Origin of the sequence: Mycobacterium sp. UM_Kg1, from assembly GCF_000972925.1 — a bacterium.
Classification (GTDB): domain Bacteria; phylum Actinomycetota; class Actinomycetes; order Mycobacteriales; family Mycobacteriaceae; genus Mycobacterium; species Mycobacterium hiberniae.
Genome location: NZ_JRMK01000074.1, coordinates 1 through 21,387 on the forward strand (window position 1 = coordinate 1; position 21,387 = coordinate 21,387).

A 21,387-nucleotide genomic window follows, 5' to 3' on the forward strand; every position below is an offset into this window, starting at 1 on the left:
ACACCCCGGTGGCCTGCAACACGAACTGAGAACGGATCAAACCAACCCGACTCAAGAACCGGGTGGACTCAAAATCGGGGACTCGCCACTTCCTCGCCATGCAGCACTTTCAGCTCGTCATGGGCTACGGCGCCATCAAGACGGCGCTCGCCACGGCGCCCATGGCGTTTTGCGTGTTGATCCCCGGGCTGTTGACCTATCGCACCCTGCCCCGCTTCGGACTACGCCTGGTACTGACCACCGGGCTCGTGCTGATGTCGACGGGCCTGTTGTGGATGCGCTACCTCGAGGTCGACGCGAGCTACTGGGACCTGTTATGGCCCATGCTCGTAATGTCCAGCGGAGTGGGCGTATGCACTGCGCCCGAGACCGCCGCGATCACCGCCGCGGTACCTGACGAGAAGCAGGGCGTCGCCTCGGCGGTCAACGACGCGGGCCGCGAGGTGGGTGCCGCCATCGGCATCGCCATCGCCGGCTCCGTTCTGGCCGCCCAATACGCGCGGGTAATCACACCGAGTCTCGCGGACTTCCCCCAGGCCATTCAGAGTCAAGCCGCCGAATCGCTGGCGCGAGCTCTCTCGATCGCGGAAACACTCGGATCGGCAGGAGACCGACTTCAACTCCTCGCGAAAATGACCTTCGTCCAAGCAATGACCACCACGGCGACCGTGCTCGCGGTGACCATTGCCATCGGCGCCCTGCTCGTCGCGGTGTGGGCGCCCGGACGCGACGGCGCCCCGCTGAAGTTCAGCGCCCGAGCGAGAAAATCGACGGTCGGCCGACACCGCGCGCCACCCCGCCGCCAGCACAGGTCCGACCATCCCCTTGGACGGACGCTGAGTCGCAGCGCTGCGGACCAGTCGCGGACTGCCGAAGGACCAGCCCCCGGTGAACATGCAGGTCAGGTGCGAGGCGGACGAGTTGGCCTGTAAGCCGGATTCTGTCCCGCACCGCCGAAGCGGTGCGGCGGCGACCATCCATCTGGGCACACCGTCGCCGGGTACCTCAAGCGGCCCACCCGCAGGCTCGGGCGAGCAGCCCTCAAACACCTGCGCAGCCGCACCGGAATGCGGCCTTCTTGGCCTTGCTTCGGGTGGGGTTTACCAAGCCGTCCCGGTCACCCGGAACGCTGGTGCGCTCTTACCGCACCGTTTCACCCTTACCACCTGTCGGTGGCGGTCTGTTTTCTGTGGCACTGTCCCGCGAGTCACCTCGGATTGCTGTTAGCAATCACCCTGCTCTTCGAAGTCCGGACTTTCCTCGACCCGCTTACGCGAGCCGCGGCCGCCCGGCCAACTCGTCCGCGCTGATCACCGTACTACGCCTGACCCGGTGATGCCGCACCGTAAACGGCGACCACCACGGATCGGTCGAAGCTGTTCTCCGACCACACGCCGATCGCGGTGTTGGCGCAGTCGGACATGATCGCGAAATCCGCCGGGTTGTAGTACCAGCGGTTGAGGATCTCGATGCCGCTGATGGCCACCGCCGGGTTGATCGCCACGGTCTGCGTCACCACGCCCGGAAAGCCTGCGGCCTGCGCGCGGGTCTGCGGGGTGGATCCGTCCGAACCGAGGTCGCCGTCCAGGTCCCGGTGGCCGAGAAGGTCTTTGGCGTGCCACTCGGCGGCCAGCACCAGCCGGGGATCGACCATCACCTTCTCGGCGCAGCCCGCCTGATGGTGAATGGTGTAGACGTTGGTCACGACACTGTCGTTGAGCCGCGAGTTGTCGGCGGCGGCTACACCGCCCGACAGGACGGGCAGCGCCGCCGCCCCGGCAATCGCCATGGTCAGCATCGCTGCGCGCGGCACGTGATCTCCCATCTGCGGCCTACACCGGGTCGAACTGCGAGACCAGCCACCGGCCGCCGACTTTGTCCAGGGTGACCCGCACGCTCGATGCGCTCATGGTGGGCGGACCGCTGCCGATCGTGGTCTCCTGATCGATGAAGAGCAGGACCACCGCGTGCCGTGCACTGGCGGTCACCGACGCCGCCGCGGGCACCGTGACCACGGTCGAAATGTGCTGCTGTTTGGCGCCGGGCGCCACGACCTCCTTGATCAGTTGGGTGTACTCCTCGCGGAATGCACCGGTCATGCCGTCGGCGGCGGCCGCCGACGCACTGTCGACGGTCTCGGGGCGGTACGACAGCATCGCGATGGTGGCCTCGGTCGCGGTCTGGACCGACTGTGCGGCCGCCTCCTGCGCCACCCGCGCCGAGACGTCCTGCCAGCGGAAGTAGCCGGCCGCCAACGTCAGAACCGTTGCCAGCGCGGGCAGCAGGGCGACCAGCAGCAGACGCCGCAACCCCGGCCCCCGGGCCGGGCTCGGTGAATCGGTGTTGTCGGCGACCTCAACGGCTGCGTTCTCGGGCGCATCGCTGGTGGGCGTTGCCGTCACGGCTGCCCCCCGCTCACTGGACGAACCCGATGTTGGACACTTTGGGGCCCTCGTCGGTGCCTTGCAGGCTGATTCGCATCCGCCAATGCCGCGGCTCCGGTTGGAGTGTCCCGGCGATCGTGGTGCGCACCGAGACCGCCAGCAACACCTCAGCCCGGTCACCGTCCACCGATTCCAGTCCGGCCTCGGTGACGGTGCCTTCCGACTCCGACTGCGCCTGCCTGACCACGTCGAGGAAGGGCCGCGATCGCGCAGCGAAGTCGTCGCGGAACTCCCCCGTCGTCGCATCGATGATGCGCTGCACATCGGCGTCGGCTTGGGCGTAGCTGATCGTCGTCAGGTTGATCGCCGCTTGACGCGCCACCCGCACGTAGCTTTCGCGCTGATCCTGGGCCTGGTGGACCTGATGGTCGCGGTAGCCGAGCCAGCCGACCGCACCGGCAAGCGCCGCCACGGACAGGATTGCGGCTGCGATCACGCGCAGTCCTACGCGTCCGGGGGCAGCAGCAGGGTCTGCCATGTCTGCTCCTTCCGCTGAGGGGCCAGGTCGGCTCGGGTCTGCCGCTTGCCGTCCGGGCCGATGTAACTGCCGGTCTGCGGGTCGTAGGGAATGAAGGCGACCGGCGGCTGCTGCGCAGCGGGACGCGGCGGATCCTGCGGCACGCTCTGACCGGACAAGGTGGCGTTGGGATCGCCCTTCCAGTTGTAGCCGTCGTTGAGCGGGACATACCACTCGTCGCTCTCGCACATCTCGACCGTGGGCGCACGTTTGGCGGGATTGTTCTCGCACGGGATATTGCGTGCGCCACGCACATTGAGGTTCGAGTCCTGCGGGACCCGGCAGTACAGCTCGCCGGCGGGCCGGTCCGGGTAGTCCTCCAAGCTCGGTGCGCGCTGCTGGCGGGCCGGGAGGAATCCGGTGTTGCAGGGCGGCGGATAGTTCATATTGAGGTTGAAGTCCAGGTAGATGCCGCGATAGGGCGTGTCGAGGCCCGAGTCGGCCAGGGTGATCGCCGACATCACCGCAGTTCCCTGCGGAAACAGCACCAGCAGCTGCTCGATGCCCTGGTGGAACGTCACCGCGATCTGACCGAGGCTGACCATGTTGGCCAGTAACACCGGCAGCGCCGGAGCCACCCGCCGCAGCAGCGCGTTGGCTTCATCCAGCGCTGGGGCGCCAACACCGATCAGGCCCGCGAACGCTCGGTCTTCGGCGCTGAGCTGGCCGGTGATCGCGGCCAGCCGCTGAGCCCACGTCGCGATCGAATCTGCGGTCCGCACCTGGGAATCCAGTACCGGCGGGGTCTGGTCGATCAACTGGGCGAAGGCCTGGGCGGCCTCGCCGCCGTCGATGGCCAGCGACGTGGAGCCGGCGACGATGCGTGACAGTTCCGCACCGAGACCACCCACCGCTTTGTCCGCCTCGTCGATGACGGTGCGCAGATCGTCGGGCGGGATCGCCAGCAGCGCACGGTTGGTGGCGTCGAGCAGGTTGGCGATGTCGGCCGGAATCCGCACCTTGTCCGCCGGGATCACATCACCGGCGCGCAGCATCCGGTGCTCGGCGGCGCCGGCGGTCGGGGTGAGTTCGAGGAACTGTTCACCGATCGCGGAGCGACTGTGCACCGCGGCCGTCACCTGCGCCGGAACTTTGACCGAGGAATTGAGTTTCAGTACCGCACGTACCCCGTCGGCGTCGACGTCGATGGTGCTGACCCGGCCGATCTCGGTGCCGCGATAGGTCACCACCGACGTGGGGTACAGCCCGCCGGACGCCGGCAGCTCGACGGTCACCGTGTAACGACCGATACCGAAAAGCGCCGGAACTTTGACGAAGCCGAACGCCATCACCGAGCCGGCGATCACGGTGACCGCCGCCAGGATCGCCAACTGGGTCCACACGGTGCGAGACAGCCGAAACATCTCAGTACCCGCCGAAGTGGTACGGGGCGACCAGCGGGTTGCCTGCGGTGTAGGGGCTGGGCATCTGACCGACGGTTCTGCCCCACTGCATTTCCAACTCGGTGAGGTCGCCTTCCCAGCGGGTGCCGGTGAACAGGCCGCTGTCGATCCGGCTCAACGTCAGGTCGACGACCAGACTGATGTTGGCGAAGTCGCCGCGGAACCAATTGGGGATGTTGCTCTTGACCCAGGGATAGGTGGACAGGAAGTCCAGACCCTGCGTCAGCGCCGGACCGGCGTCGGCCAGCGAGCGCAGCACCGGAGCGATGTTGCGCAGGTTGGCCACCAGGGCCTCCTTGCTCTGGTTGACCGTGGAGACGGCGATGGCGCTGAATTTTCCCAGTGCGTCGGCGGCGTCGGCGATCTTCGCACGTTTCTCGGCCAGCACCTCCAACGCCTGCGGGATCGTCGTCAGTGCCCGCTCGACGGTCGGGTTCTGCTGGGCGAACTGGTCGACCAGGCCGTTGAGTTTCTCGGTGGCCGAGATGATGTCGTCGGTCTGGTCGTTGAGCGCCGCGATGAAGGTGTCCAACTGCGTAAGCAGGCTGCGCATGTCGTTCTCACGCCCCGCCAGGGCGCGGGCGAAGCTTTGGTTGATCTCCTGCAGTTGAGCCAGTCCGCCGCCGTTGAGCAGCAGCGAGACCGATGCCAGGGTCTGCTCGGTGGTGGGATAGGTGGCGGCCCTCGACAGTGGGATGACTGCGCCGTCGTGCAGTTCACCGCGCGGCGGCTCATCGGTCGGTGGCGCCAACTCGATATGCATGGAGCCCAGCAGGCTGGTCTGCCCCACCTTGGCGGTGCTGTTCGCCGGCAGGTGCACGCTGTTGTCGATGCGCATGGTCACCAGCGCGTGCCAGTCCTGGACCTCGATCTTGGTCACGTTGCCCACGTTGACGTCGGCGACGCGCACCCGCGAGTTCTGCTGAATCACCACGACATCAGGCAGCTCCGCCGAGATCGTGTAGGTGCCGTCGGTGCCTGCGGTGCCCGGCAGGCTCAGCGAGTTCAGCCCCCGCCAATCGCAGCCGCTGGCCGCAACGGCGACGCCCAGCGCGATCACCACGAGCCGCTTCACGGGGTGGCCTCGGGTGGTGCGGGCAGCAGCAGGCCGGGCAGACCCAACTCGGGGTCGACCGGTTGCCGGGGCGGCTCGGCCGGCCGTTGTGCGGCATCAGGCCGCAGCCGGTCTTCGCTGTAGGTGATTTCGTTGGGCCGGGCCGCGGTACCCACGAACGGGTTTCCGCCGATCGGCAGAAAGTTGTACTGGCGGTTCTTGATGATCGGCGCCAGGTACTGCACGCACAGCTTCGACGCCTGCAGCGAGTTGGCCCGTGCCAGGGCTTCGATTCCGCTGCAGATGAATTGGACGGTGTTGGCGAAGTTCCCAAGCGCCATCACACCGGTGATCGCGCTCTGGGCCGGTTGATAGATGTTCACGAAGTTCTGAAACACCGACGGCGCGATGTGCAGAACCTGTTTGAGGTCGCCGCGGCTTTCGTCGAGGGCGCCGGTGATCGCCGTCAGGTGGTCGACCGTGACGCCGAAACCCTCCCGGTTCTCACCGATGAAGTCGCGCAGGTCTTTGACCGCACCGTCGAGACCCGTCATGGCGTCGGCGAACTCGCGGGGTGAATTGCTCAGCAGGCTGGTGATATCGGCGAGGTTGACGTTGAACGCCGCCAGCAGGTCGCTGCTGGAGGTCAGCGCCGAGACCAGCAGCTGCATGTTGCGGACCGTGCTGAAGATGTCGGTGCTGTGATCCCCGAGCGCAGACATCGCCTGCGACAGTTTGATCACCGTCTCTCGTGCGGTGTCGCCCTGCCCCCGAAGGTTGGCCGCCGCGGTGTTGACGAAGGCGCCGACGGCACTGCGGCCGTCGGCGTCGGACGGCTGCAGGGAGTCGGTGAGTTTTTCCAGCTGCTCACGCAGGTCGTCCCACTCCACCGGGACCGCCGTGCGATCCGGTCCGATGCTGGCACCGTCGGCCAGTTCGGGACCGCCGGTGTAGGCCGGGACGAGCTGAATCGCCCTGGCGCTGACCAATGACGGCGACAGGATCGCCGCGCGGACATCCGCGGGCACCTGGTACTGGGCGTCGACGGAGAAGGTCACCTTGGCGTTGTCCGGGAGCGGTTCGATGCGCTCGACGGTGCCGACGGCAACCCCCAGGATGCGGACTTCGTCTCCGGTGTAGAGCCCGTTGGTGTTGGCGAAGTAGGCGGTGTAGACGTGTTTGCGGGGCGGCCCGACCACCAGGAACAGTGCGACGACAAGACTCGACACCAGTACAGCGGCGGTGGCCAGCCGCAGCAGTCGCACGCGGTGGGCCGGCAGAGTCACGCCGGCCACGAAGCGGGTGCGCACGTCAGCTCCCCCCGTCCGGGCCGAGCGCCGGCGGGCCCGGGGGCGGCCCGCCCGGTGGCGGCGCCGGCAGCGGCTCCCGGTAGGGATAGCGCGGGTCCCCGGGATTGCCGGTGATGGCGTCCGGCAGGGTCAGATTGGGCTCGCCGCCCTGCCCGGTGCGGGGAAACGGCATCGGCAGCGCCGGTGTGCCCGGTTGGCCGACGGGCGGATCGTTGAGCTGCGAGGGCAACAGCACGTTGGGGTCCAGGCCCAGGTCGGAGAAGGCGGCTTCGATGGCCGGCTGGGCCAGCTGGCCTGGAATCAGGTTCACCACGGACGCTTTGAAGAACGGTCCTGAGCCCAGCACCTCGCCGAACGACATGGCGTAGCGGCGAAACAGGTAGAGGGTGCGCTGCAATTCGGCTCGGCGGTTGTCGAGGACCGCCAGGACGCCGTTGAGTTTGTCCATCGCGGGTTTGAGTTGCTGCCGGTTGTCGTCGACCACCGCCGACACCTGGCGCGACACCGCGGTCAGGTTGGTCATCAATGCGTCGACGGAATTGCGTTGTGACAGCAGTTCGCTCAGTAGGGCGTTGCTGTTGGCGACCAGGCCGGCGATCTGCTCACTGCGTTGCGCCAGCACCCCGGTGACCTTGTTGGCGTCGGCCAGCAGTTGACGCAGGGTGGCGTCGCGTTTGTCGAGGGTGTCCGAAAAGCGGGCCACGCCCTGCAGCGCCATTTTGAGGTCCGGTGGCGTGTCTTTGAAGGTTTCCGCCAACGTGGTCAGCGCCGAGGACAGCTGCGTGGTGTCCAGGCCGCTGATGACCGCGGTCAGATCTCCCAGGGCATCCGGCAGGTCGTAGGGGGAGGTGGTGCGTTCCACCGGTATCGGACCCGTGAGCCGGCCTTCGCCGCGCGGTGTCAGTTCCAGGAATTTGTTGCCCAGCACCGTCTCGGTCTTGATCGCGGCTTCGGTCCGCTCCCCCAGCACGACTCCCCTGCGGACGGTGAACGTCACCCGGACTCGGTCGCCCTCCAGCCGCAGACCGACCACCCGGCCGACGTCGAGTCCTGACACGCGTACGTCGCTGTTGGACTTGATGCCGCCGGCCTCGGTGAAGTAGGCGGCGTAGTCGGACGTGCCCTTGACGAACGGCAGCCGGTCGTAGCTGAAGACCGCGACCACCAGGGCGACCACGAAGAGTATGCCGGCGACGCCGACCGCGGGCCGGTTACGTTCGGCCAGCGGCTTGATGGTGATCTTGGGCAGTTTCGGTCTCGTCATTTCGGCGCGCACCGTCCGGTCGTCTGGTTCATGATCTTGGAGTAGAGCGGTTGGCCGCCTTTGCCATTCACCTTGATCACCAGGTCACACATGTAGAAGCCGAAATAGTCGCCGTAGAGCCCGTTGCGTGCCAGAACCTGGTAGGCATCGGGCAGCGTCTTGACCAGATCATCGACATAGTCCCCGTCGGCCAGCACCTGGCCGGCGGCCCGATCGGTCTGCACCACCACATCGCGAATGGGTTCACGCGCCACGGACAGCAGATCGGCGATGGAGCCGGCCGCGGCGTTGATGTAGGCCACCCCCGTGGTGAGGTCGTCTCGGCGCTCCGCGAGCCCGTGGACCATCTGCGTCAGTGAGTCCAGTCCGTGACCGAACTCGCGATCACGCGAGCGCAAGGTCCCCAGCACGGTGTTGAGGTTGGTGATCACCTGGCCGATCAACTCGTCGCGCCCGGCCAGTGTCGTGGTCAATGCCGACGTCTGCGACAACACCGAGGCGATGGTGCCGCCCTGGCCTTGGAACACCTTGAGCAGTTCGCCGCTGAGCACATTCACCTGATCGGGGTCCAAGGCGCGAAACAGCGGCCGGAAGCCGCCGATGAGGGCGTCCACGTCGAGTGCGGGTGCGGTCCGCGACAGCGGGATGGTCTGCCCGGGTTGCAGTGTGCGGACCGACCCCGCACCCTGCTCCAGCGACAGGTAGCGGTCGCCGATGAGATTCTCGTAGCGCACCGCCGCGCGGGTGCCCTCGGTGAGGGTCAGCCCGCGGTCGATGGAGAAGTCGACCGTGACGGTGCCGTCGGGGTGCAACGCCATCTTGGTGACCTTGCCGATCTCCACGCCGGCGATGCGAACGAAGTTGCCGCCCTTGAGGCCCGACACATTGGTGAATTCGGCCCGATAGCCGACCCGGGAATCGAACCGGAACTGGCCGAACACGGTGACCAGGATGAAGATGAACACCAGGCAGGTCACCGTGAACAGCACGACCCAGGTGAGGGTCTTGCCGATGTTGCCTCTCATGGCGACTCCGGTCCGGGCGCAGGCGGCCCGTAATAGCGGATTCTGGGCGGTTCCGGCTCCGGCTTGGTGACCGGGAAGTAGTTGGCGAAGCCGGGGAATCCGATGCCCGGGTTGGGCCGCACATCCAGTCCGGTGCCGAATCCGGTGTCGGTCACCAAATACTTCACCGGGAAGTTCTTGCTCACATCGGGCAGCGAGCCACAGCTGGGCCGCCCGCCCGGGCCGCCCCGGGCGTTGACCAACGGCAGGTTGTCCGGGTAGCGGTACGGGTCGTCGCCGGCGAGCATCGCGGCGTCCATGATCACTGATCTACCGTTGCCGCCCATGGCGTCGCGTCCGCCGTTCTCCAGGAACCATTGCGCCCCCTGGAACAGGCAGGTGTAGGTGGGCGAGTACTCCTCAAGCAGATCAGTGGTCGGTGCCATCAGGTTCAGTGCTTGGACCAGTCCGGGCTGGTTTGGCCCGATGGTGTCCACCCCGGTCGCGGAGAAGCCGACCGCGGCGAGCAGCAGCGCGTCGAGTTCGCCGGCCTGGCCGGTCACGGTCGTGCTGGTGGTGGAGGCGGAGTCCAGGATGTTCAGAATGTTCTGCGCCGCAGTGGAATACACCTGGGCGGTCTGGCCGAACAGTTGCCAGTCGCGCTGCACGGTGGTCATGCGTGGATTCACCGCTGTCAGCATGGTGTTGGCGCCGGAGATCGCCCGTCCCATGACGTCTCCGCGGCCCCGAACCGATTCGGCCACTGCCGAGAGCACCGAGTTGAGCTTGGCTGGGTCGATGGCGTGCACCACCGCCTGCAGGTTCTCAAACATGGTGTTGACTTCGACCGTCACGTTGCGTGAGCGCAGCACCGCACCCGGCTTGAGCCGCTGGCCGCTGGGGCCGTCCGAGGGGATGACCAGGTCGACGTACTTGGCCCCGAATGCGGTGCTGGATTTGATCTCGGCTTCGACATTGCTCGGCAGGTATTCGAACGGCCGCGGGTACATCTTGAGACTCAGGGTGGACAGCCGGGTGCTATCCGATGCCGGCTGAGTGCCAATGGATTTCACCTCGCCGATCTGGATGCCGCGCAGTTTCACCTTCGCGCCGTCCTCCATGACCAAGCCGGCTCGATCGGACACCAGCGTCAGCGGGACGTAACGCCGGAATGTTCCGGAGAACAGCACGGCGGTCATGGCGCACAGGGCCGCGATCACCAGCACCAGCACGGGTGACCACCAAATCGGGTCGATCCCGCCGGCGCGGGATCTGTTGGGAGTGCCTGCGCTCATCGACTCACCCCGACAAATGGAAGTTGCCGGACTGTCCGTAGACGGACAGCGTGATGGTCAGCAGCACAAACACCGTCGCGGTGACCGAGGTTCGCACGGCGCGGCCGACAGCCTCGCCGACGCCCGCCGGGCCACCGGTCGCCGTGAACCCGTAGTAGGTATGCACCACCATGACCGCGGTGGCCATCGACAGCGCGGCCAGAAACGACCACAGCAGATCGGTGGGTTCTAAGAAGGTGGAGAAATAATGGTCATAGACACCCCGTGACTGCCCGTAGATCACGGTGGTGCCGAAACGTGTCGCCAAGAACGCCATCAGGACGGCGACGGTGTACAGCGGTATCACCACCAGCACGCCGGCCACGATCCGGGTGGCGGCCAGGTAGGTGATCGACCGGATTCCCATCGCCTCAAGGGCGTCGATCTCTTCGCTGATCCGCATCGATCCGATCTGCGCGGTGGCACCGGCACCGATGGTCGCCGCCAACGCCACCCCGGCGGTGGCCGGGGCGATGAACCGGACATTGAGGAAGGCACCCAGGAAGCCGGTCAATGCCTCAATGCCGACGTTGGACAAGGTGTTGTAGCCCTGCACGGCGATCAGTGCCCCGGTGGACAGCGTGAGGAAGCCGACGATGACCACGGTGCCGCCGATGACGGCCAGAGCGCCGGAGCCCATTCCCATCACCGCGATCAGCCGCAGCACTTCGCCGGGATAGCGGCGGACCGCGTCCCCGACAGCCGCCAGCGCACGACCGTAGAAGGCGGTCTGTTCACCGATACGCCGGGCGGCGTCGGCCAGCCCCACGGCGGGCGCAGTGCGCTGCGCGGCTGTCACGGCGCCACCTTCACGCCGAAGGCGGTGGCCAGGATGTTGATCAGAAACAGCGCCATGAACGCGAACACCACGGTCTCGTTGACCGCATTGCCCACCGCGGTCGGGCCACCGCCCACCGACAGCCCCTTGTAGCAGGCGATCAGTCCGGCCGACAGGCCGAACAACAGCGCCTTGGCCAGCGAAACCACCACCTGCGGCAGTCCGGTCAACAGCGTCATCCCGGCAACGAAGGCGCCCGGCGTGACGTGCTGGACGAACACCACGAAGGCATAGCTTCCGGTCAGGCCCACCACCGCGACCACCGAGTAGAGCATCACCGCCACGAACGTCGCCGCGATCACGCGGGGAACGACGAGTGCCTCGACGGGATTGACGCCGATCACCTTCATCGCGTCGATCTCCTCGCGGATCGTGCGGGCACCCAGATCGGCGCACATGGCGGTGGCGCCCGCCCCCGACACGACGATGGCGGTGACCACCGGGCCGACCTGGGTGACCGCCGCCAGCGCCGCGCCGGCACCGGACAGGTCCGCGGCGCCGATCTCCAGCAGCACGATGTTGAGCGTGAAGACGATGAGCACGGTGTAGGGAATGGACAGCATGATCGTCGGAACGATCGAAACCCGGGCCACAAACCAGATCTGGTTGATCAGCTCACGCCACGCCCACGGGGGTCGGAACATCGCTGCGAAGGTTTCGCCCGCGAGCACCACGAAGTCGCCGACGGCGACGGCGGGTTTGGCCCAGGCGGACCCGCTCATCACCGCCTGCCTGTGGGGTACGCCAACGCCTCAGCCCGTTCGCGCGCGTCCGGGCCGGCCCGCCGGCGACGGCTGCGATGCCGCCACGTCAGGTGCGCATATCACTGCTGATCTCCCGCGCATCGCCATGCCCCTCCTGTATTTGGCCGAACAGTAGGAGTGCACGAATTAGCTGTCAACGCCAGAAAATGGCCCGCTACCGCGGTGTTCGCCGAACCTGCTGGTTGCCAGTGGCCGGATGTTTGGCGCACGGCGATTTAATCGGGCCGACCGAAGTCGCGACACTCCTCTGTTGCCGCAGCCGCATCTCGGTGCGGTGGCGCACACTCGGTGGGACCCCCGATCGGAAGGAGCGCGCTATGGCCCCGACGCGCTGGCAGCGGCGGGTGGACGCCGGCGACTGGGATGCCGTCGCCGCCGAACTCGACGAGTACGGCGGTGCGCTGCTGCCGCAACTGCTGACCGTCGCCGAGACCGCGCGACTGCGGGATTGCTACGCCGACGACGAGCGCTTCCGGGCCACCGTCGACATGCAGCGTCACCGCTACGGGTCCGGGCAGTACCGATACTTTGCGGCACCGGCGCCCGATCCCGTGGATGCGCTCAAGCGGGCACTGTATCCGCGCTTGTTGCCGATCGCCCGGGCCTGGGCCGATCGGTTGGGCCGGGAGGCGCCGTGGCCCGACGACTTCGACGACTGGCTGGGGCACTGTCACCGGGCCGGCCAGACCAAGCCGACCGCGCTGATGTTGCGCTACGGCCCCGGCGACTGGAATGCGCTGCACCGGGACCTCTACGGCGAGTTGGTGTTTCCGCTGCAGGTGGTGATCAACCTCAGCGACCCGGCCACCGATTACACCGGCGGCGAGTTTCTGCTGGTCGAGCAGCGTCCGCGCGCGCAGTCGCGGGGCTCAGCCGTGCAGTTGCCGCAGGGCCACGGCTATGTGTTCACCACCCGGGAGCGCCCGGTGCGCTCTACCCGCGGCTGGTCGAGGGCACCGGTACGCCACGGCGTTTCACCGATCCGTTCCGGTGAGCGCTACACGCTGGGACTGATCTTTCATGACGCCGCGTGAACGCTAGCCCCCGATGCGGCGCAGCACGATCACGTTGTCGGTGAGCACCGCGGACTGACCGTCGGGTCCGAGGGCCTCGCGCTCGGCGGTGCCGCACCGCAGCAACTCCCATTGCGCAGCTTGAGGGTCCAGCCCGGCCAGCACCTCCTGCGCGGTCGGGAAGTGGTGCTCGCGGGCGTGCTCACCAGCCCAGGGCGGCGCGGCGGCATGGTCGACGATCAGCAGGGTGCCGCCTGCCGCGACGGCTTCGGCGGCCCTGCGCAGCACCGACACCCGGTCCAGTGGCACCGGCGAGTGCAGGAACGGCGCCGAGACCAGGTCGAATTCGCCCGGCGGGAAGCCGGTGGACAGGTCGTGGCGCTCGAAGCGGATGCGGTCCACGACCTCCCGCGCCTGTGCGGCTGCGCGGGCGCGACGCAGCGCGTTCTCCGAGATGTCGACCGCCACCACCTGCCAGCCCTGGGCGGCGAGCCAGATGGCGTCGGCGCCCTCCCCGCAACCGAGGTCCAGCGCTCGGCCCGGCGGCAGGCCCGCGACGCGCTCGGCGAGTTGCGCGTTGACCCGTCCGCTCCACACCTGGTCGTGGCCGCCGTAGAACTCGTCCCAGAACTCGCGCGGGTCGGGCGCTTCGTCTGTCATCGGTCGTGTTGCCTTTCGCGTACCGCGCGGCGACGCCGCGCTCCGGCGTCGCTGCCCTCAGGCGGCGGCCACTCCCCAGCCCAGCCATCGGGACGTCACCAACACCAGCCCTAAAGACACCGTAGCCACGGCCACCAGGCCGATGACGGCCACCAGCAACGGCCGCCAGCCCGCGCGGGCGATCTGCCGGAAGTCCGTGGACAGTCCGACGCCGGCGAAAGTGAGCAGGAAGGCCCACCGCGACACGTTGCCCAGGCTGGCCAGCTGCGCCTTGTCCAGCCAACCGGCCGTCGCCACGGCCGACACCACCAGGAACCCCAAAACGAATTTCGGGAACTGGCGCCAGATGAACACGGCCTTGGCCCGGTAGCCGTCCGCCACCTGGTCGGCCTGTCCGCGGGCCGCCCAGTACAGGGCGAAACCGAGGACGACGAACCCGATCAGGGCGTTGCGGACGGATTTCACCAGCACCGCGATCTTGCCGGCCTCCTCGGAGAACAGGTAGCCGGTGGCGGTCGTCTCGGCGGTGTTGTCGACCGACAGCCCGGCCCACAGTCCGAATTCGTGGTCAGTGAGTCCGATCAGGTGGCCCAGCGGCGGCAACACGAACAGGGCCACCGCTCCCAGCGCGAGGATGGCCGCGATCGCATAGCTGACTTCGGAGTTCTTGGCGCGGATGGCCCCTTTGGAGGCGATGATGGCCGAAACCCCGCAGATCGAGGTTCCGATGGCCAGCAGGGATCCGAGCTTTCCCGACAGGCCGAAAATGCGCGCTGCGCCCAGGATTATCGCGCCGGCGATGGTCATGTCCAGCAGGATCTGAACCAGGCTGACGCCGCCCAGTTTGGCGATGTCGCCGAGCACGAAGCGAGAGCCCAGGGCAACGATGCCGACCTTGAGCCAGAACTCGTAGGTCAGCACGCCGGGCACAAAGATCCGGTGCAGTCCCACGGTATTCCGGATCACCAGCCCGATGACGATGGACCACAGCACATACTCGATGTCGGGCAGCGTCGCGTGCAGCTGGTGTCCCAGCGCCAGCCACCAACGCTGGGCGTATTTACCCAACAGGCCCACGGTGAGCAGCAGACCGATGCCGGGCAGATAGTCCAGCGGCCTGGTGAAGACAGCGCCCGTGGCGGGCCGGTCGGAATCCGGGTGCGTCGTGGTCATGCTCACCACGGAATCTTCGGAAGCACATCGGCCAGTGCCAGCACGACGAGCACACCCACCACCAGGTTCGCCCACCCGTCGGTACCCAACCTCTTCATCTGCGGCCTCCCATGCGCTGGTCGGGCGTAACGCTATGACACTGCCGGCTGGCCACGACAGGGTTGCAATCACCGTCGGCACAAACACCCCGGCCGCGAAGCCCGGGCGGCGCGGCGCTCGTTGCCCGGCGAATGGCTACGGGTAGACCGTCTGATTGACCAGACGCACCGAGGAGGGGCCGTCGCCGTAGAACTCGGCGATGCTCAGCGAGGCCAGGTCCAGGTGCAGCCGGTACAAGATGCCCGGTCCGGCGTCCAGCGCCAGACGCAGCACGGTCTTGATCGGCGTCACGTGCGACACCACCAGCACGGTGGTGCCACCGTGTTCGGCGATGATCCGGTCACGCGCGGCCAGCACCCGCTGCTGCACGGCGTCGAAGCTCTCCCCGCCGGGGGGCTCGGTGGAGGTGTCGTTGAGCCAGCGCCGGTGCAACTCGGGATCGCGCGCGGCGGCCTCGGCGAAAGTCAGGCCCTCCCAGGCACCGAAGTCGGTTTCGGTCAGGTCTTCGTCGACGGCCACATCCAGACGCAGCAGTCTGGCTGCCGCCTCGGCCGTCTCACGACAGCGCTGCAGGGGCGAGCTGATGACCGCCGAGATACCGCCGCGGCCCGCCAGGTAGCGCGCCGCTTCCCCGGCCTGGCGCCGTCCGGTCTCGGTCAGCGGCGGATTGCCGCGCCCGGAGTAGCGCCGGTGCACCGACAGCTCGGTCTGCCCGTGGCGCAGCAGCAGCAGCCGTGTCGCGGTGCCGGTCGCACCGGTCCAGCCGGGAGCCGCGGGCGCAGTCGCGGCCGGCGGCTTGGGTGCGGGCGCCTCGATCACGACACCCTTCTGGGCGGCGTCCATGGCCTCGTTGGCCAGCCGGTCGGCGTAGGAGTTCTTGTCCCGCGGTATCCACGAATAGCGAACGTGGTCGAAGGTCGCCGCCAGCTCACGGGCCTTGCGGTGCAACGGGATCAGGTCCGGATGCTTGACCTTCCAGCGGCCCGCCATCTGCTCGACCACCAGCTTGGAGTCCATGAAGACCGCCACCTCGGCGGCTCCCAGCCCGGCCGCCTGGGTCAGGCCGGCCACCAGGCCGCGGTACTCGGCGACATTGTTGGTGGCCACCCCGATGGCCTCTTTGGCCTCGGCGAGCACCTCGCCGCGGTCGGCCGACCACACCACCGCGCCATATCCGGCCGGCCCCGGGTTGCCACGCGACCCGCCGTCGGCTTCAACGATCACCTTCATCTGCGGTGGGCTTACCCGAAGTCCTTGACCCGCAACAGGATCGCGCTGCATTCCGGGCAGCGCAGCACCTCTTCGGGAGCAGCCGCGGAGATCCGCGCCAGCTCGCCGCGGTCGATCTCGATCCGGCAGGCGCCGCACTGGCCGCCGCGCAGCGGTCCGGCACCCACCCCGGCGGAGATGCGCTGGCGCTCATAGAGCGCCAGCAGTTCGTCATCGATGGTGGCCGCCAACTCCGCGCGCCTGGCCGCTCGCTGCTCACGGGTGGCCTCGATCTCGGCCAGGGCGGCGGCCACCGCCTCCTGCACCCCGGCCAGATCGGCGGCCAGGCCCTCGAGCACCGTCGCTTCGGCGGTGGCCTGACCCTGCAGCTGCTCCCGCTGCTCCAGCAGCTCCAACAGCGAGTCCTCCAAGCTGGATTGACGCTTGTGCAGCGTCTCCAGCTCGTGCTGCAGATCCACGACCTGCTTGGCGTTGGTCTGCCCCGAGTCCAGCAGGGCACGGTCGCGGTCCTCGCGCTGGCGCACCGCGTCGATCTCCGACTCGAAACGGCCGGCTTGGGCGTCCAGATCCTCCAAGGCCAGTTCCAGCGCAGCCAGCCGGTCAGCCGACGCGGTGTGCTCGGTCTGGATGCGGTCCCGGTCGGCCTGCTCGGGCAGGTTCTGGGCACGGTGGGAGATCCTGGCCAGCTCGGCATCGAGCTCCAAGAGTTCCAGCAGCGAACGTTGTTGTGCTACGGCGGCCTTCATGACCGGTCTCCTTCGAACGCGAGATTCCAGGGGTCGGTGCGCAGCGTGCTGACACGCACCGGCAGCGTCGCACCGAAATGCGAGCGGAGTATGTCGGCGGCCTGCGCGCACCACGGGTATTCACTGGCCCAGTGGGCCACGTCGACCAGCGCCATCGCCGACCGGCGGGAATGCTCGTCAGCCGGATGGTGCCGCAGGTCCGCGGTGAGGTAGACCTGAGCGTCGGCGGCCGCCGCGGCGTCGAGCAGGGAATCTCCCGCTCCCCCGCAGACCGCGACCTTCGAGACCTGCAGATCCGGGTCGCCGCAGGCCCGGATCCCCCACGTCGTGGCCGGCAGGCCCGCGGCGGCGCGCGCCACGAAGTCGCGCAGCGGCTCCGGGGCGGCCAGGCTGCAGACGCGTCCGATTCCCACCCCGGCCGGCAGCGGCTGCACCGCGAAGATGTCGAACGCCGGCTCCTCGTAGGGATGAGCGGCGCGCAGCGCGGCGTGGATCGCGCCCCGCGCCCGTGCCGGCGCCACCACCTCGACGCGGTCCTCCGCGACGTGCTCCACCGCGCCGACCTTCCCGATCACCGGCGTCGCACCGTCGCCGGGCAGAAACTGACCGGTGCCGCCGACGCTCCAGCTGCACTGGGTGTAGTCCCCGATACGACCGGCCCCGGCGGCGAACACCGCGGCCCGCACCGCCTCGGCGTGCTCGGCCGGGGTGTAGATCACCCATTTGTCGGTCTCGGCGCGGGCGGCGGCAGGTTCCAGCACGGACTCCACCGTGAGCCCGAGCGCTGCGGCCAATGCGTCGGAGACGCCCGGCGACGCCGCGTCGGCATTGGTGTGGGCGGTGAACAGGGCGCAACCCCGGCTGATCAACCGGTGAATGAGCGCGCCCTTGGGGGTGCTGGCGGCCACGGTGTCCACCCCGCGCAGCAGCAGCGGATGATGGGCCAGCAGCAGGGCCCCGTCGGGCAGCTGCTCGACCACCGCCGCGGTGGCGTCCACCGCGACCGTCACCGAGGTCACCGCGGCGTCGGGATCACCGCAGACCAGGCCGACCGAGTCCCAGGAGTGGGCCAGCCCGGGCGGGTAGGCCGCATCCAGGACATCGATCACGTCAGCCAGCCGGGCGGTCACACTGCAAGACAGTAGTGCGCCACCCGGCGAGGCCTCCGCGCACGTCGGGGACAATGGGGTCGTGATGCGCACGACCACCGCCACCGCCGAACTGGTGATCTTCGACCTCGACGGCACCTTGACCGACTCCGCTGCCGGAATCGTCGCCAGCTTCCGGCACGCCCTGGACCGGATCGGGGCGCCGCAGCCCGAGGGCGACCTGGCCGCGCGGTTGGTCGGCCCGCCCATGCATCACACGCTGGCCGCCATGGGGCTCGGCGAGCAGACCGAGGCGGCGGTCGCTGCCTACCGCGCCGACTACACCAGTCGCGGGTGGCAGATGAACACGCTGTTCGACGGTGTTGCCGAGTTGCTGAGCGACCTGCGCGACGCCGGGGTACGGCTGGCGGTGGCCACCTCCAAGGTGGAGCCGACCGCGCGCAGGATCCTGGAACATTTCGGGCTCGACGGCTACTTCGACGTGATTGCCGGCGCCAGCGTGGACGGGTTGCGGGCCGCGAAGGCCGACGTGGTGGCGCACGCCCTGGCGCAGTTGGCGCCGCTGCCGCAGCGGGTGCTGATGGTGGGCGACCGGCGCCACGATGTCGACGGGGCCGCCGTGCACGGCATCGACACGGTGCTGGTCGGCTGGGGCTACGGCCGGTCGGACTACAACGACACCGACGCCGACGGTCAGAGACCGGTTACCCGGGTGCAGACCGTCGCCGAACTGCGGGAGGTGCTCGGTGTCTGAGCCGCTGCTGCATGTCACGTTCGTGTGCACCGGCAACATCTGCCGTTCGCCGATGGCCGAGAAGATGTTCGCCCACCAGCTGGCGCAGCGCGGACTGGCCCACGCGGTACGGGTGAGCAGCGCCGGAACCGCGGGCTGGCACGTCGGCAAGGGCGCCGACGAGCGCACCAACCGGGTGTTGCGCGACAACGGCTATCCGGTGGAGCATTGCGCCGCCCAGGTCGGGCCCGAGCACGAGGCCGCGGACCTGGTGGTGGCGCTGGGACGCAACCACGTCGGGCTGCTGAAGGGCCTGGGCATTCCCGCCGAGCGCATCCGGATGCTGCGGTCCTTCGACCCGCGTTCGGGGGCGGCCGTGCCGGACGTCGACGACCCCTACTACGGCGACCATGACGACTTCGTGCGGGCGTTCACCGTCATCGAGGCGTCGCTGCCGGGCCTGCACGACTGGGTCGACGGGCAGCTGGCGTTGGGCGAAAGCGGCTGATGCGCCGGCTGGCCTTCCTGCTGCGCCCGAGCTGGCTGGCCCTGGCGGCGGTGGTGCTGGGCTTTGCCTACCTGTGCTTCACCGTGCTGGCGCCGTGGCAACTGGGCAAGAACACCACGACGTCGCGCGCCAACAGCCAACTCGAACGCGCACTGACCGCCGAGCCGGTACCGGTGACAACCCTGCTGCCGCAGCAGGATTCGTCGGCGCCGGACGAGCAGTGGCGTCCGGTGACCGCCACCGGACGCTATCAGCCCAAAGCCCAGGTGCTGGTGCGGTTGCGGTCGATCGACGGGGTGCCGGCGGTGGAGGTGCTGACGCCGTTCGCGGTCAAGGACGGGCCGACGGTGCTGGTGAACCGCGGCTACGTGCGAACCGACGACGGTGGTGCGCGGCTGCCGGAGATCGCGCCGCCGCCAGACGGCGAGGTCACCATCACCGCGCGGCTGCGTGATTCGCAGGCGGCCATTCCGGGCAAGAACCCGTTCACCGAGAACGGCTTTCGTCAGGTGTACTCGATCAACACCGAGCAGGTGTCAAAGGTGACCGGTGTTCCGCTGACCGGTTCCTACCTGCAGCTGGTGGACGGCCAGCCCGGCGGTTTGGGAGTGATCGCCCTGCCCCGCCGGGACGCCGGGCCGTTCCTGTCCTACGGCATCCAGTGGATCGCGTTCGGCATCCTCGCTCCACTGGGACTGGGCTACTTCGCGTTCGCCGAGATCCGGGCACGCCGCGCCGAGCGGTCCGAGCCTTCCGGGAACGACGGCGCCGACGAGCCGGCACCACCGATGACCGTCGAACAGAAACTCGCCGACCGGTACGGCCGGCGCCGGTAGGCCGCCGGGCGGGTTGTGCCATCCTGGGGCGATGGTCAACATCTCGGATATCGGAATCTGGAGTGCGCCGCTGCGCTACGGCGATCAGGGCGAGGCCGCCGAAGCGGCTGCCGAACTGGAAGAACTGGGTTTCGGTGTGCTGTGGATCCCCGACGTCGGCGGTCCGGTGTTCGACTCGGTGGCCAACCTGCTCACGGCCACCAGCCGTGCCGTCATCGCCACCGGCATCCTGAACCTGTGGATGCACTCCCCGGCCGACGTGGCGGCGTCCTACGCCGCGCTCACCGCCGAGCACGGTGACCGGTTCCTGCTCGGTATCGGCGTCAGCCATGCCCCGCTGATCGATTCCCGCGACCCGGGGCGTTACAAGCGGCCGTTGGGGGCGATGACCACGTTCCTCGACGGTCTCGACGCCGCCGAGACACCCGTCCCGGCCGATGCCCGTGTCCTTGCCGCGCTGGGACCGAAGATGCTGGAGGTGGCCGCCACCCGCAGTCGCGGCGCCCACCCCTACCTGACCACCCCCGAGCACACCCGGTTCGCCCGCGAGCAGCTCGGCGCGGGCCCACTGCTGGCGCCCGAGCAGACCGCCATCCTGTGCGACAGCCGCGAACAGGCCCGCGAGATCGGCGTCGGGTGGCTGAGCTCGTATCTGGCGCTGCCCAACTACGCCAACAACCTGCTGCGGTCGGGATTCACCGAAGACGACATCGCCTCAGTCAGCGATCGGCTGTTCGACGCGATCATCGCCTGGGGCACCGTGGACGCGGTGACCGATCGGATCGCCGAACACCGGGCCGCCGGAGCCGACCACGTCTGCGTCCAGCTGCTCGACGCCGACCCGCGGGCGTTCCCGCGGGAGCAGTGGCGGCAGCTGGCCGCAGCGCTGGTCTGATCTCAGCCGACGGAACGCTCGGCGCCGGACCAGAACTGGGCGCGCACCGCCTTCTTGTCCGGCTTGCCCAGCGCGGTCACCGGCACCGATTCGGCGACGATCACCTGCTTGGGCGCCTGCACCGAACCCTTGCGTTCCTTGACCGCGGCCTGGATCTCGGCGGTCATCGTGGCGATCGCCTCGGCATCGCTGTCGGCGCCCGGGCGCAGCACCACCACGGCGGTCACCGCCTCGCCCCACTTTTCGTCGGGGGTGCCGATCACGCACACCTGAGCCACCGACGGGTGCTCGGCGATGACGTCCTCGACCTCGCGGGGGAAGACGTTGAAACCTCCGGTGACGATCATGTCCTTGGTGCGGTCCACGATGAAATAGAAGCCGTCTTCGTCTTCGCGGGCCAGGTCACCGGTGTGCATCCAGCCGTCCTTGAACGTCTCGGCGGTGGCCTCGGGG

General features: G+C 68.4%; 22 protein-coding genes and 1 other RNA gene. 5 read left to right on the forward strand and 18 right to left on the reverse strand.

Annotated features, from left to right (window positions below):
• Positions 1–913: 913 nt before the first annotated feature.
• The 12 genes from rnpB to LI92_RS12740 form a co-directional block, all read right to left on the reverse strand.
• Positions 914–1,300, reverse strand: an RNA gene (gene rnpB / locus LI92_RS21845) — RNase P RNA component class A.
• Positions 1,301–1,318: 18 nt separating this feature from the next.
• Positions 1,319–1,798 carry a CAP domain-containing protein gene (locus LI92_RS12690; RefSeq protein WP_046319404.1) on the reverse strand — a complete coding sequence of 160 codons (480 nt, stop codon included), beginning with the start codon at positions 1,796–1,798 and terminating at the stop codon, positions 1,319–1,321.
• 34 nt (positions 1,799–1,832) lie between these two features.
• Positions 1,833–2,402, reverse strand: coding sequence for an Rv1363c family protein (locus LI92_RS12695; RefSeq protein ID WP_152665454.1), 570 nt, complete (start codon positions 2,400–2,402; stop codon positions 1,833–1,835).
• Positions 2,403–2,415: 13 nt separating this feature from the next.
• Entirely contained in the window at positions 2,416–2,922 is a 507-nt protein-coding gene (locus LI92_RS12700) for an Rv1363c family protein (RefSeq protein WP_046319373.1), read from the reverse strand.
• Positions 2,889–4,325: an MCE family protein gene (locus tag LI92_RS12705; RefSeq protein WP_046319375.1), complete on the reverse strand. Its 1,437-nt coding sequence runs from the start codon at positions 4,323–4,325 to the stop codon at positions 2,889–2,891. Before LI92_RS12705 ends, LI92_RS12700 begins: the two co-directional genes overlap by 34 nt.
• Before the next feature lies 1 nt (position 4,326).
• Positions 4,327–5,439 (reverse strand): virulence factor Mce family protein, encoded by a 1,113-nt coding sequence (locus LI92_RS12710; protein WP_046319376.1) that lies wholly within the window; start codon positions 5,437–5,439, stop codon positions 4,327–4,329.
• Complete coding sequence (locus LI92_RS12715; RefSeq protein WP_286135071.1) at positions 5,436–6,728, reverse strand: MCE family protein; 1,293 nt, start codon at positions 6,726–6,728, stop codon at positions 5,436–5,438. The genes LI92_RS12710 and LI92_RS12715 overlap by 4 nt, the downstream gene beginning before the upstream one ends.
• Position 6,729: 1 nt before the next feature.
• On the reverse strand, positions 6,730–7,992 hold the full coding sequence (locus tag LI92_RS12720; RefSeq protein ID WP_052740783.1) for an MCE family protein: 1,263 nt from the start codon (positions 7,990–7,992) through the stop codon (positions 6,730–6,732).
• Positions 7,989–9,017 (reverse strand): MCE family protein, encoded by a 1,029-nt coding sequence (locus tag LI92_RS12725; RefSeq protein ID WP_046319378.1) that lies wholly within the window; start codon positions 9,015–9,017, stop codon positions 7,989–7,991. Before LI92_RS12725 ends, LI92_RS12720 begins: the two co-directional genes overlap by 4 nt.
• Complete coding sequence (locus LI92_RS12730; protein ID WP_082109696.1) at positions 9,014–10,291, reverse strand: MCE family protein; 1,278 nt, start codon at positions 10,289–10,291, stop codon at positions 9,014–9,016. The genes LI92_RS12725 and LI92_RS12730 overlap by 4 nt, the downstream gene beginning before the upstream one ends.
• A gap of 4 nt (positions 10,292–10,295) precedes the next feature.
• Entirely contained in the window at positions 10,296–11,129 is an 834-nt protein-coding gene (locus LI92_RS12735; protein ID WP_046319380.1) for an ABC transporter permease, read from the reverse strand.
• The gene (locus tag LI92_RS12740) at positions 11,126–11,890 is read right to left on the reverse strand and encodes an MlaE family ABC transporter permease (RefSeq protein WP_046319383.1); all 765 of its coding nucleotides are present in this window, start codon (positions 11,888–11,890) and stop codon (positions 11,126–11,128) included. Before LI92_RS12740 ends, LI92_RS12735 begins: the two co-directional genes overlap by 4 nt.
• Positions 11,891–12,249: 359 nt before the next feature.
• Between LI92_RS12740 and LI92_RS12750 the strand changes: the two genes are divergently transcribed.
• Positions 12,250–12,966 (forward strand): 2OG-Fe(II) oxygenase, encoded by a 717-nt coding sequence (locus LI92_RS12750; protein WP_046319387.1) that lies wholly within the window; start codon positions 12,250–12,252, stop codon positions 12,964–12,966.
• Between the two features lie 3 nt (positions 12,967–12,969).
• On the opposite strand, the gene LI92_RS12755 is transcribed toward LI92_RS12750, so the two are convergent.
• The 5 genes from LI92_RS12755 to LI92_RS12775 form a co-directional block, all read right to left on the reverse strand.
• On the reverse strand, positions 12,970–13,605 hold the full coding sequence (locus tag LI92_RS12755; RefSeq protein ID WP_046319388.1) for a class I SAM-dependent methyltransferase: 636 nt from the start codon (positions 13,603–13,605) through the stop codon (positions 12,970–12,972).
• 57 nt (positions 13,606–13,662) lie between these two features.
• Complete coding sequence (locus LI92_RS12760) at positions 13,663–14,778, reverse strand: YeiH family protein (protein ID WP_046319390.1); 1,116 nt, start codon at positions 14,776–14,778, stop codon at positions 13,663–13,665.
• Positions 14,779–15,012: 234 nt separating this feature from the next.
• Entirely contained in the window at positions 15,013–16,107 is a 1,095-nt protein-coding gene (locus tag LI92_RS12765) for a bifunctional RNase H/acid phosphatase (protein ID WP_046319391.1), read from the reverse strand.
• Positions 16,108–16,118: 11 nt separating this feature from the next.
• The gene (locus LI92_RS12770) at positions 16,119–16,853 is read right to left on the reverse strand and encodes a zinc ribbon domain-containing protein (protein ID WP_046319393.1); all 735 of its coding nucleotides are present in this window, start codon (positions 16,851–16,853) and stop codon (positions 16,119–16,121) included.
• The gene (locus LI92_RS12775) at positions 16,850–17,983 is read right to left on the reverse strand and encodes a Nif3-like dinuclear metal center hexameric protein (RefSeq protein ID WP_046319394.1); all 1,134 of its coding nucleotides are present in this window, start codon (positions 17,981–17,983) and stop codon (positions 16,850–16,852) included. Before LI92_RS12775 ends, LI92_RS12770 begins: the two co-directional genes overlap by 4 nt.
• A 64-nt stretch (positions 17,984–18,047) precedes the next feature.
• Between LI92_RS12775 and LI92_RS12780 the strand changes: the two genes are divergently transcribed.
• The 4 genes from LI92_RS12780 to LI92_RS12795 are packed head-to-tail and all read left to right on the forward strand — an operon-like array spanning position 18,048 to position 20,934.
• Complete coding sequence (locus LI92_RS12780) at positions 18,048–18,716, forward strand: HAD-IA family hydrolase (RefSeq protein ID WP_046319395.1); 669 nt, start codon at positions 18,048–18,050, stop codon at positions 18,714–18,716.
• Positions 18,709–19,203 carry a low molecular weight protein-tyrosine-phosphatase gene (locus LI92_RS12785; RefSeq protein WP_046319397.1) on the forward strand — a complete coding sequence of 165 codons (495 nt, stop codon included), beginning with the start codon at positions 18,709–18,711 and terminating at the stop codon, positions 19,201–19,203. Before LI92_RS12780 ends, LI92_RS12785 begins: the two co-directional genes overlap by 8 nt.
• Positions 19,203–20,039, forward strand: a complete 837-nt coding sequence (locus tag LI92_RS12790) for an SURF1 family cytochrome oxidase biogenesis protein (protein ID WP_046319398.1) — start codon at positions 19,203–19,205, stop codon at positions 20,037–20,039. The genes LI92_RS12785 and LI92_RS12790 overlap by 1 nt, the downstream gene beginning before the upstream one ends.
• A 31-nt stretch (positions 20,040–20,070) precedes the next feature.
• Complete coding sequence (locus tag LI92_RS12795) at positions 20,071–20,934, forward strand: LLM class F420-dependent oxidoreductase (RefSeq protein WP_046319399.1); 864 nt, start codon at positions 20,071–20,073, stop codon at positions 20,932–20,934.
• A gap of 2 nt (positions 20,935–20,936) precedes the next feature.
• Here LI92_RS12795 and LI92_RS12800 read toward each other — a convergent pair.
• On the reverse strand, positions 20,937–21,387 hold a 451-nt coding region (locus tag LI92_RS12800), incomplete at its 5' end, for an AMP-binding enzyme (protein WP_046319400.1).

Bases quoted from the DNA above. Each gene is read 5' to 3' on its own strand.
- LI92_RS12770 (WP_046319393.1), bottom strand. From the start codon at position 16,853: ATGAAGGCCGCCGTAGCACAACAACGTTCGCTGCTGGAACTCTTGGAG.
- LI92_RS12700 (WP_046319373.1), bottom strand. From the start codon at position 2,922: ATGGCAGACCCTGCTGCTGCCCCCGGACGCGTAGGACTGCGCGTGATC.
- LI92_RS12755 (WP_046319388.1), bottom strand. From the start codon at position 13,605: ATGACAGACGAAGCGCCCGACCCGCGCGAGTTCTGGGACGAGTTCTAC.
- LI92_RS12760 (WP_046319390.1), bottom strand. From the start codon at position 14,778: ATGACCACGACGCACCCGGATTCCGACCGGCCCGCCACGGGCGCTGTC.
- LI92_RS12795 (WP_046319399.1), top strand. From the start codon at position 20,071: ATGGTCAACATCTCGGATATCGGAATCTGGAGTGCGCCGCTGCGCTAC.
- LI92_RS12725 (WP_046319378.1), bottom strand. From the start codon at position 9,017: ATGAGAGGCAACATCGGCAAGACCCTCACCTGGGTCGTGCTGTTCACG.
- LI92_RS12730 (WP_082109696.1), bottom strand. From the start codon at position 10,291: ATGAGCGCAGGCACTCCCAACAGATCCCGCGCCGGCGGGATCGACCCG.
- LI92_RS12740 (WP_046319383.1), bottom strand. From the start codon at position 11,890: ATGAGCGGGTCCGCCTGGGCCAAACCCGCCGTCGCCGTCGGCGACTTC.
- LI92_RS12765 (WP_046319391.1), bottom strand. From the start codon at position 16,107: ATGAAGGTGATCGTTGAAGCCGACGGCGGGTCGCGTGGCAACCCGGGG.
- LI92_RS12790 (WP_046319398.1), top strand. From the start codon at position 19,203: ATGCGCCGGCTGGCCTTCCTGCTGCGCCCGAGCTGGCTGGCCCTGGCG.
- LI92_RS12780 (WP_046319395.1), top strand. From the start codon at position 18,048: ATGCGCACGACCACCGCCACCGCCGAACTGGTGATCTTCGACCTCGAC.
- LI92_RS12705 (WP_046319375.1), bottom strand. From the start codon at position 4,325: ATGTTTCGGCTGTCTCGCACCGTGTGGACCCAGTTGGCGATCCTGGCG.
- LI92_RS12750 (WP_046319387.1), top strand. From the start codon at position 12,250: ATGGCCCCGACGCGCTGGCAGCGGCGGGTGGACGCCGGCGACTGGGAT.
- LI92_RS12720 (WP_052740783.1), bottom strand. From the start codon at position 7,992: ATGACGAGACCGAAACTGCCCAAGATCACCATCAAGCCGCTGGCCGAA.
- LI92_RS12690 (WP_046319404.1), bottom strand. From the start codon at position 1,798: ATGCTGACCATGGCGATTGCCGGGGCGGCGGCGCTGCCCGTCCTGTCG.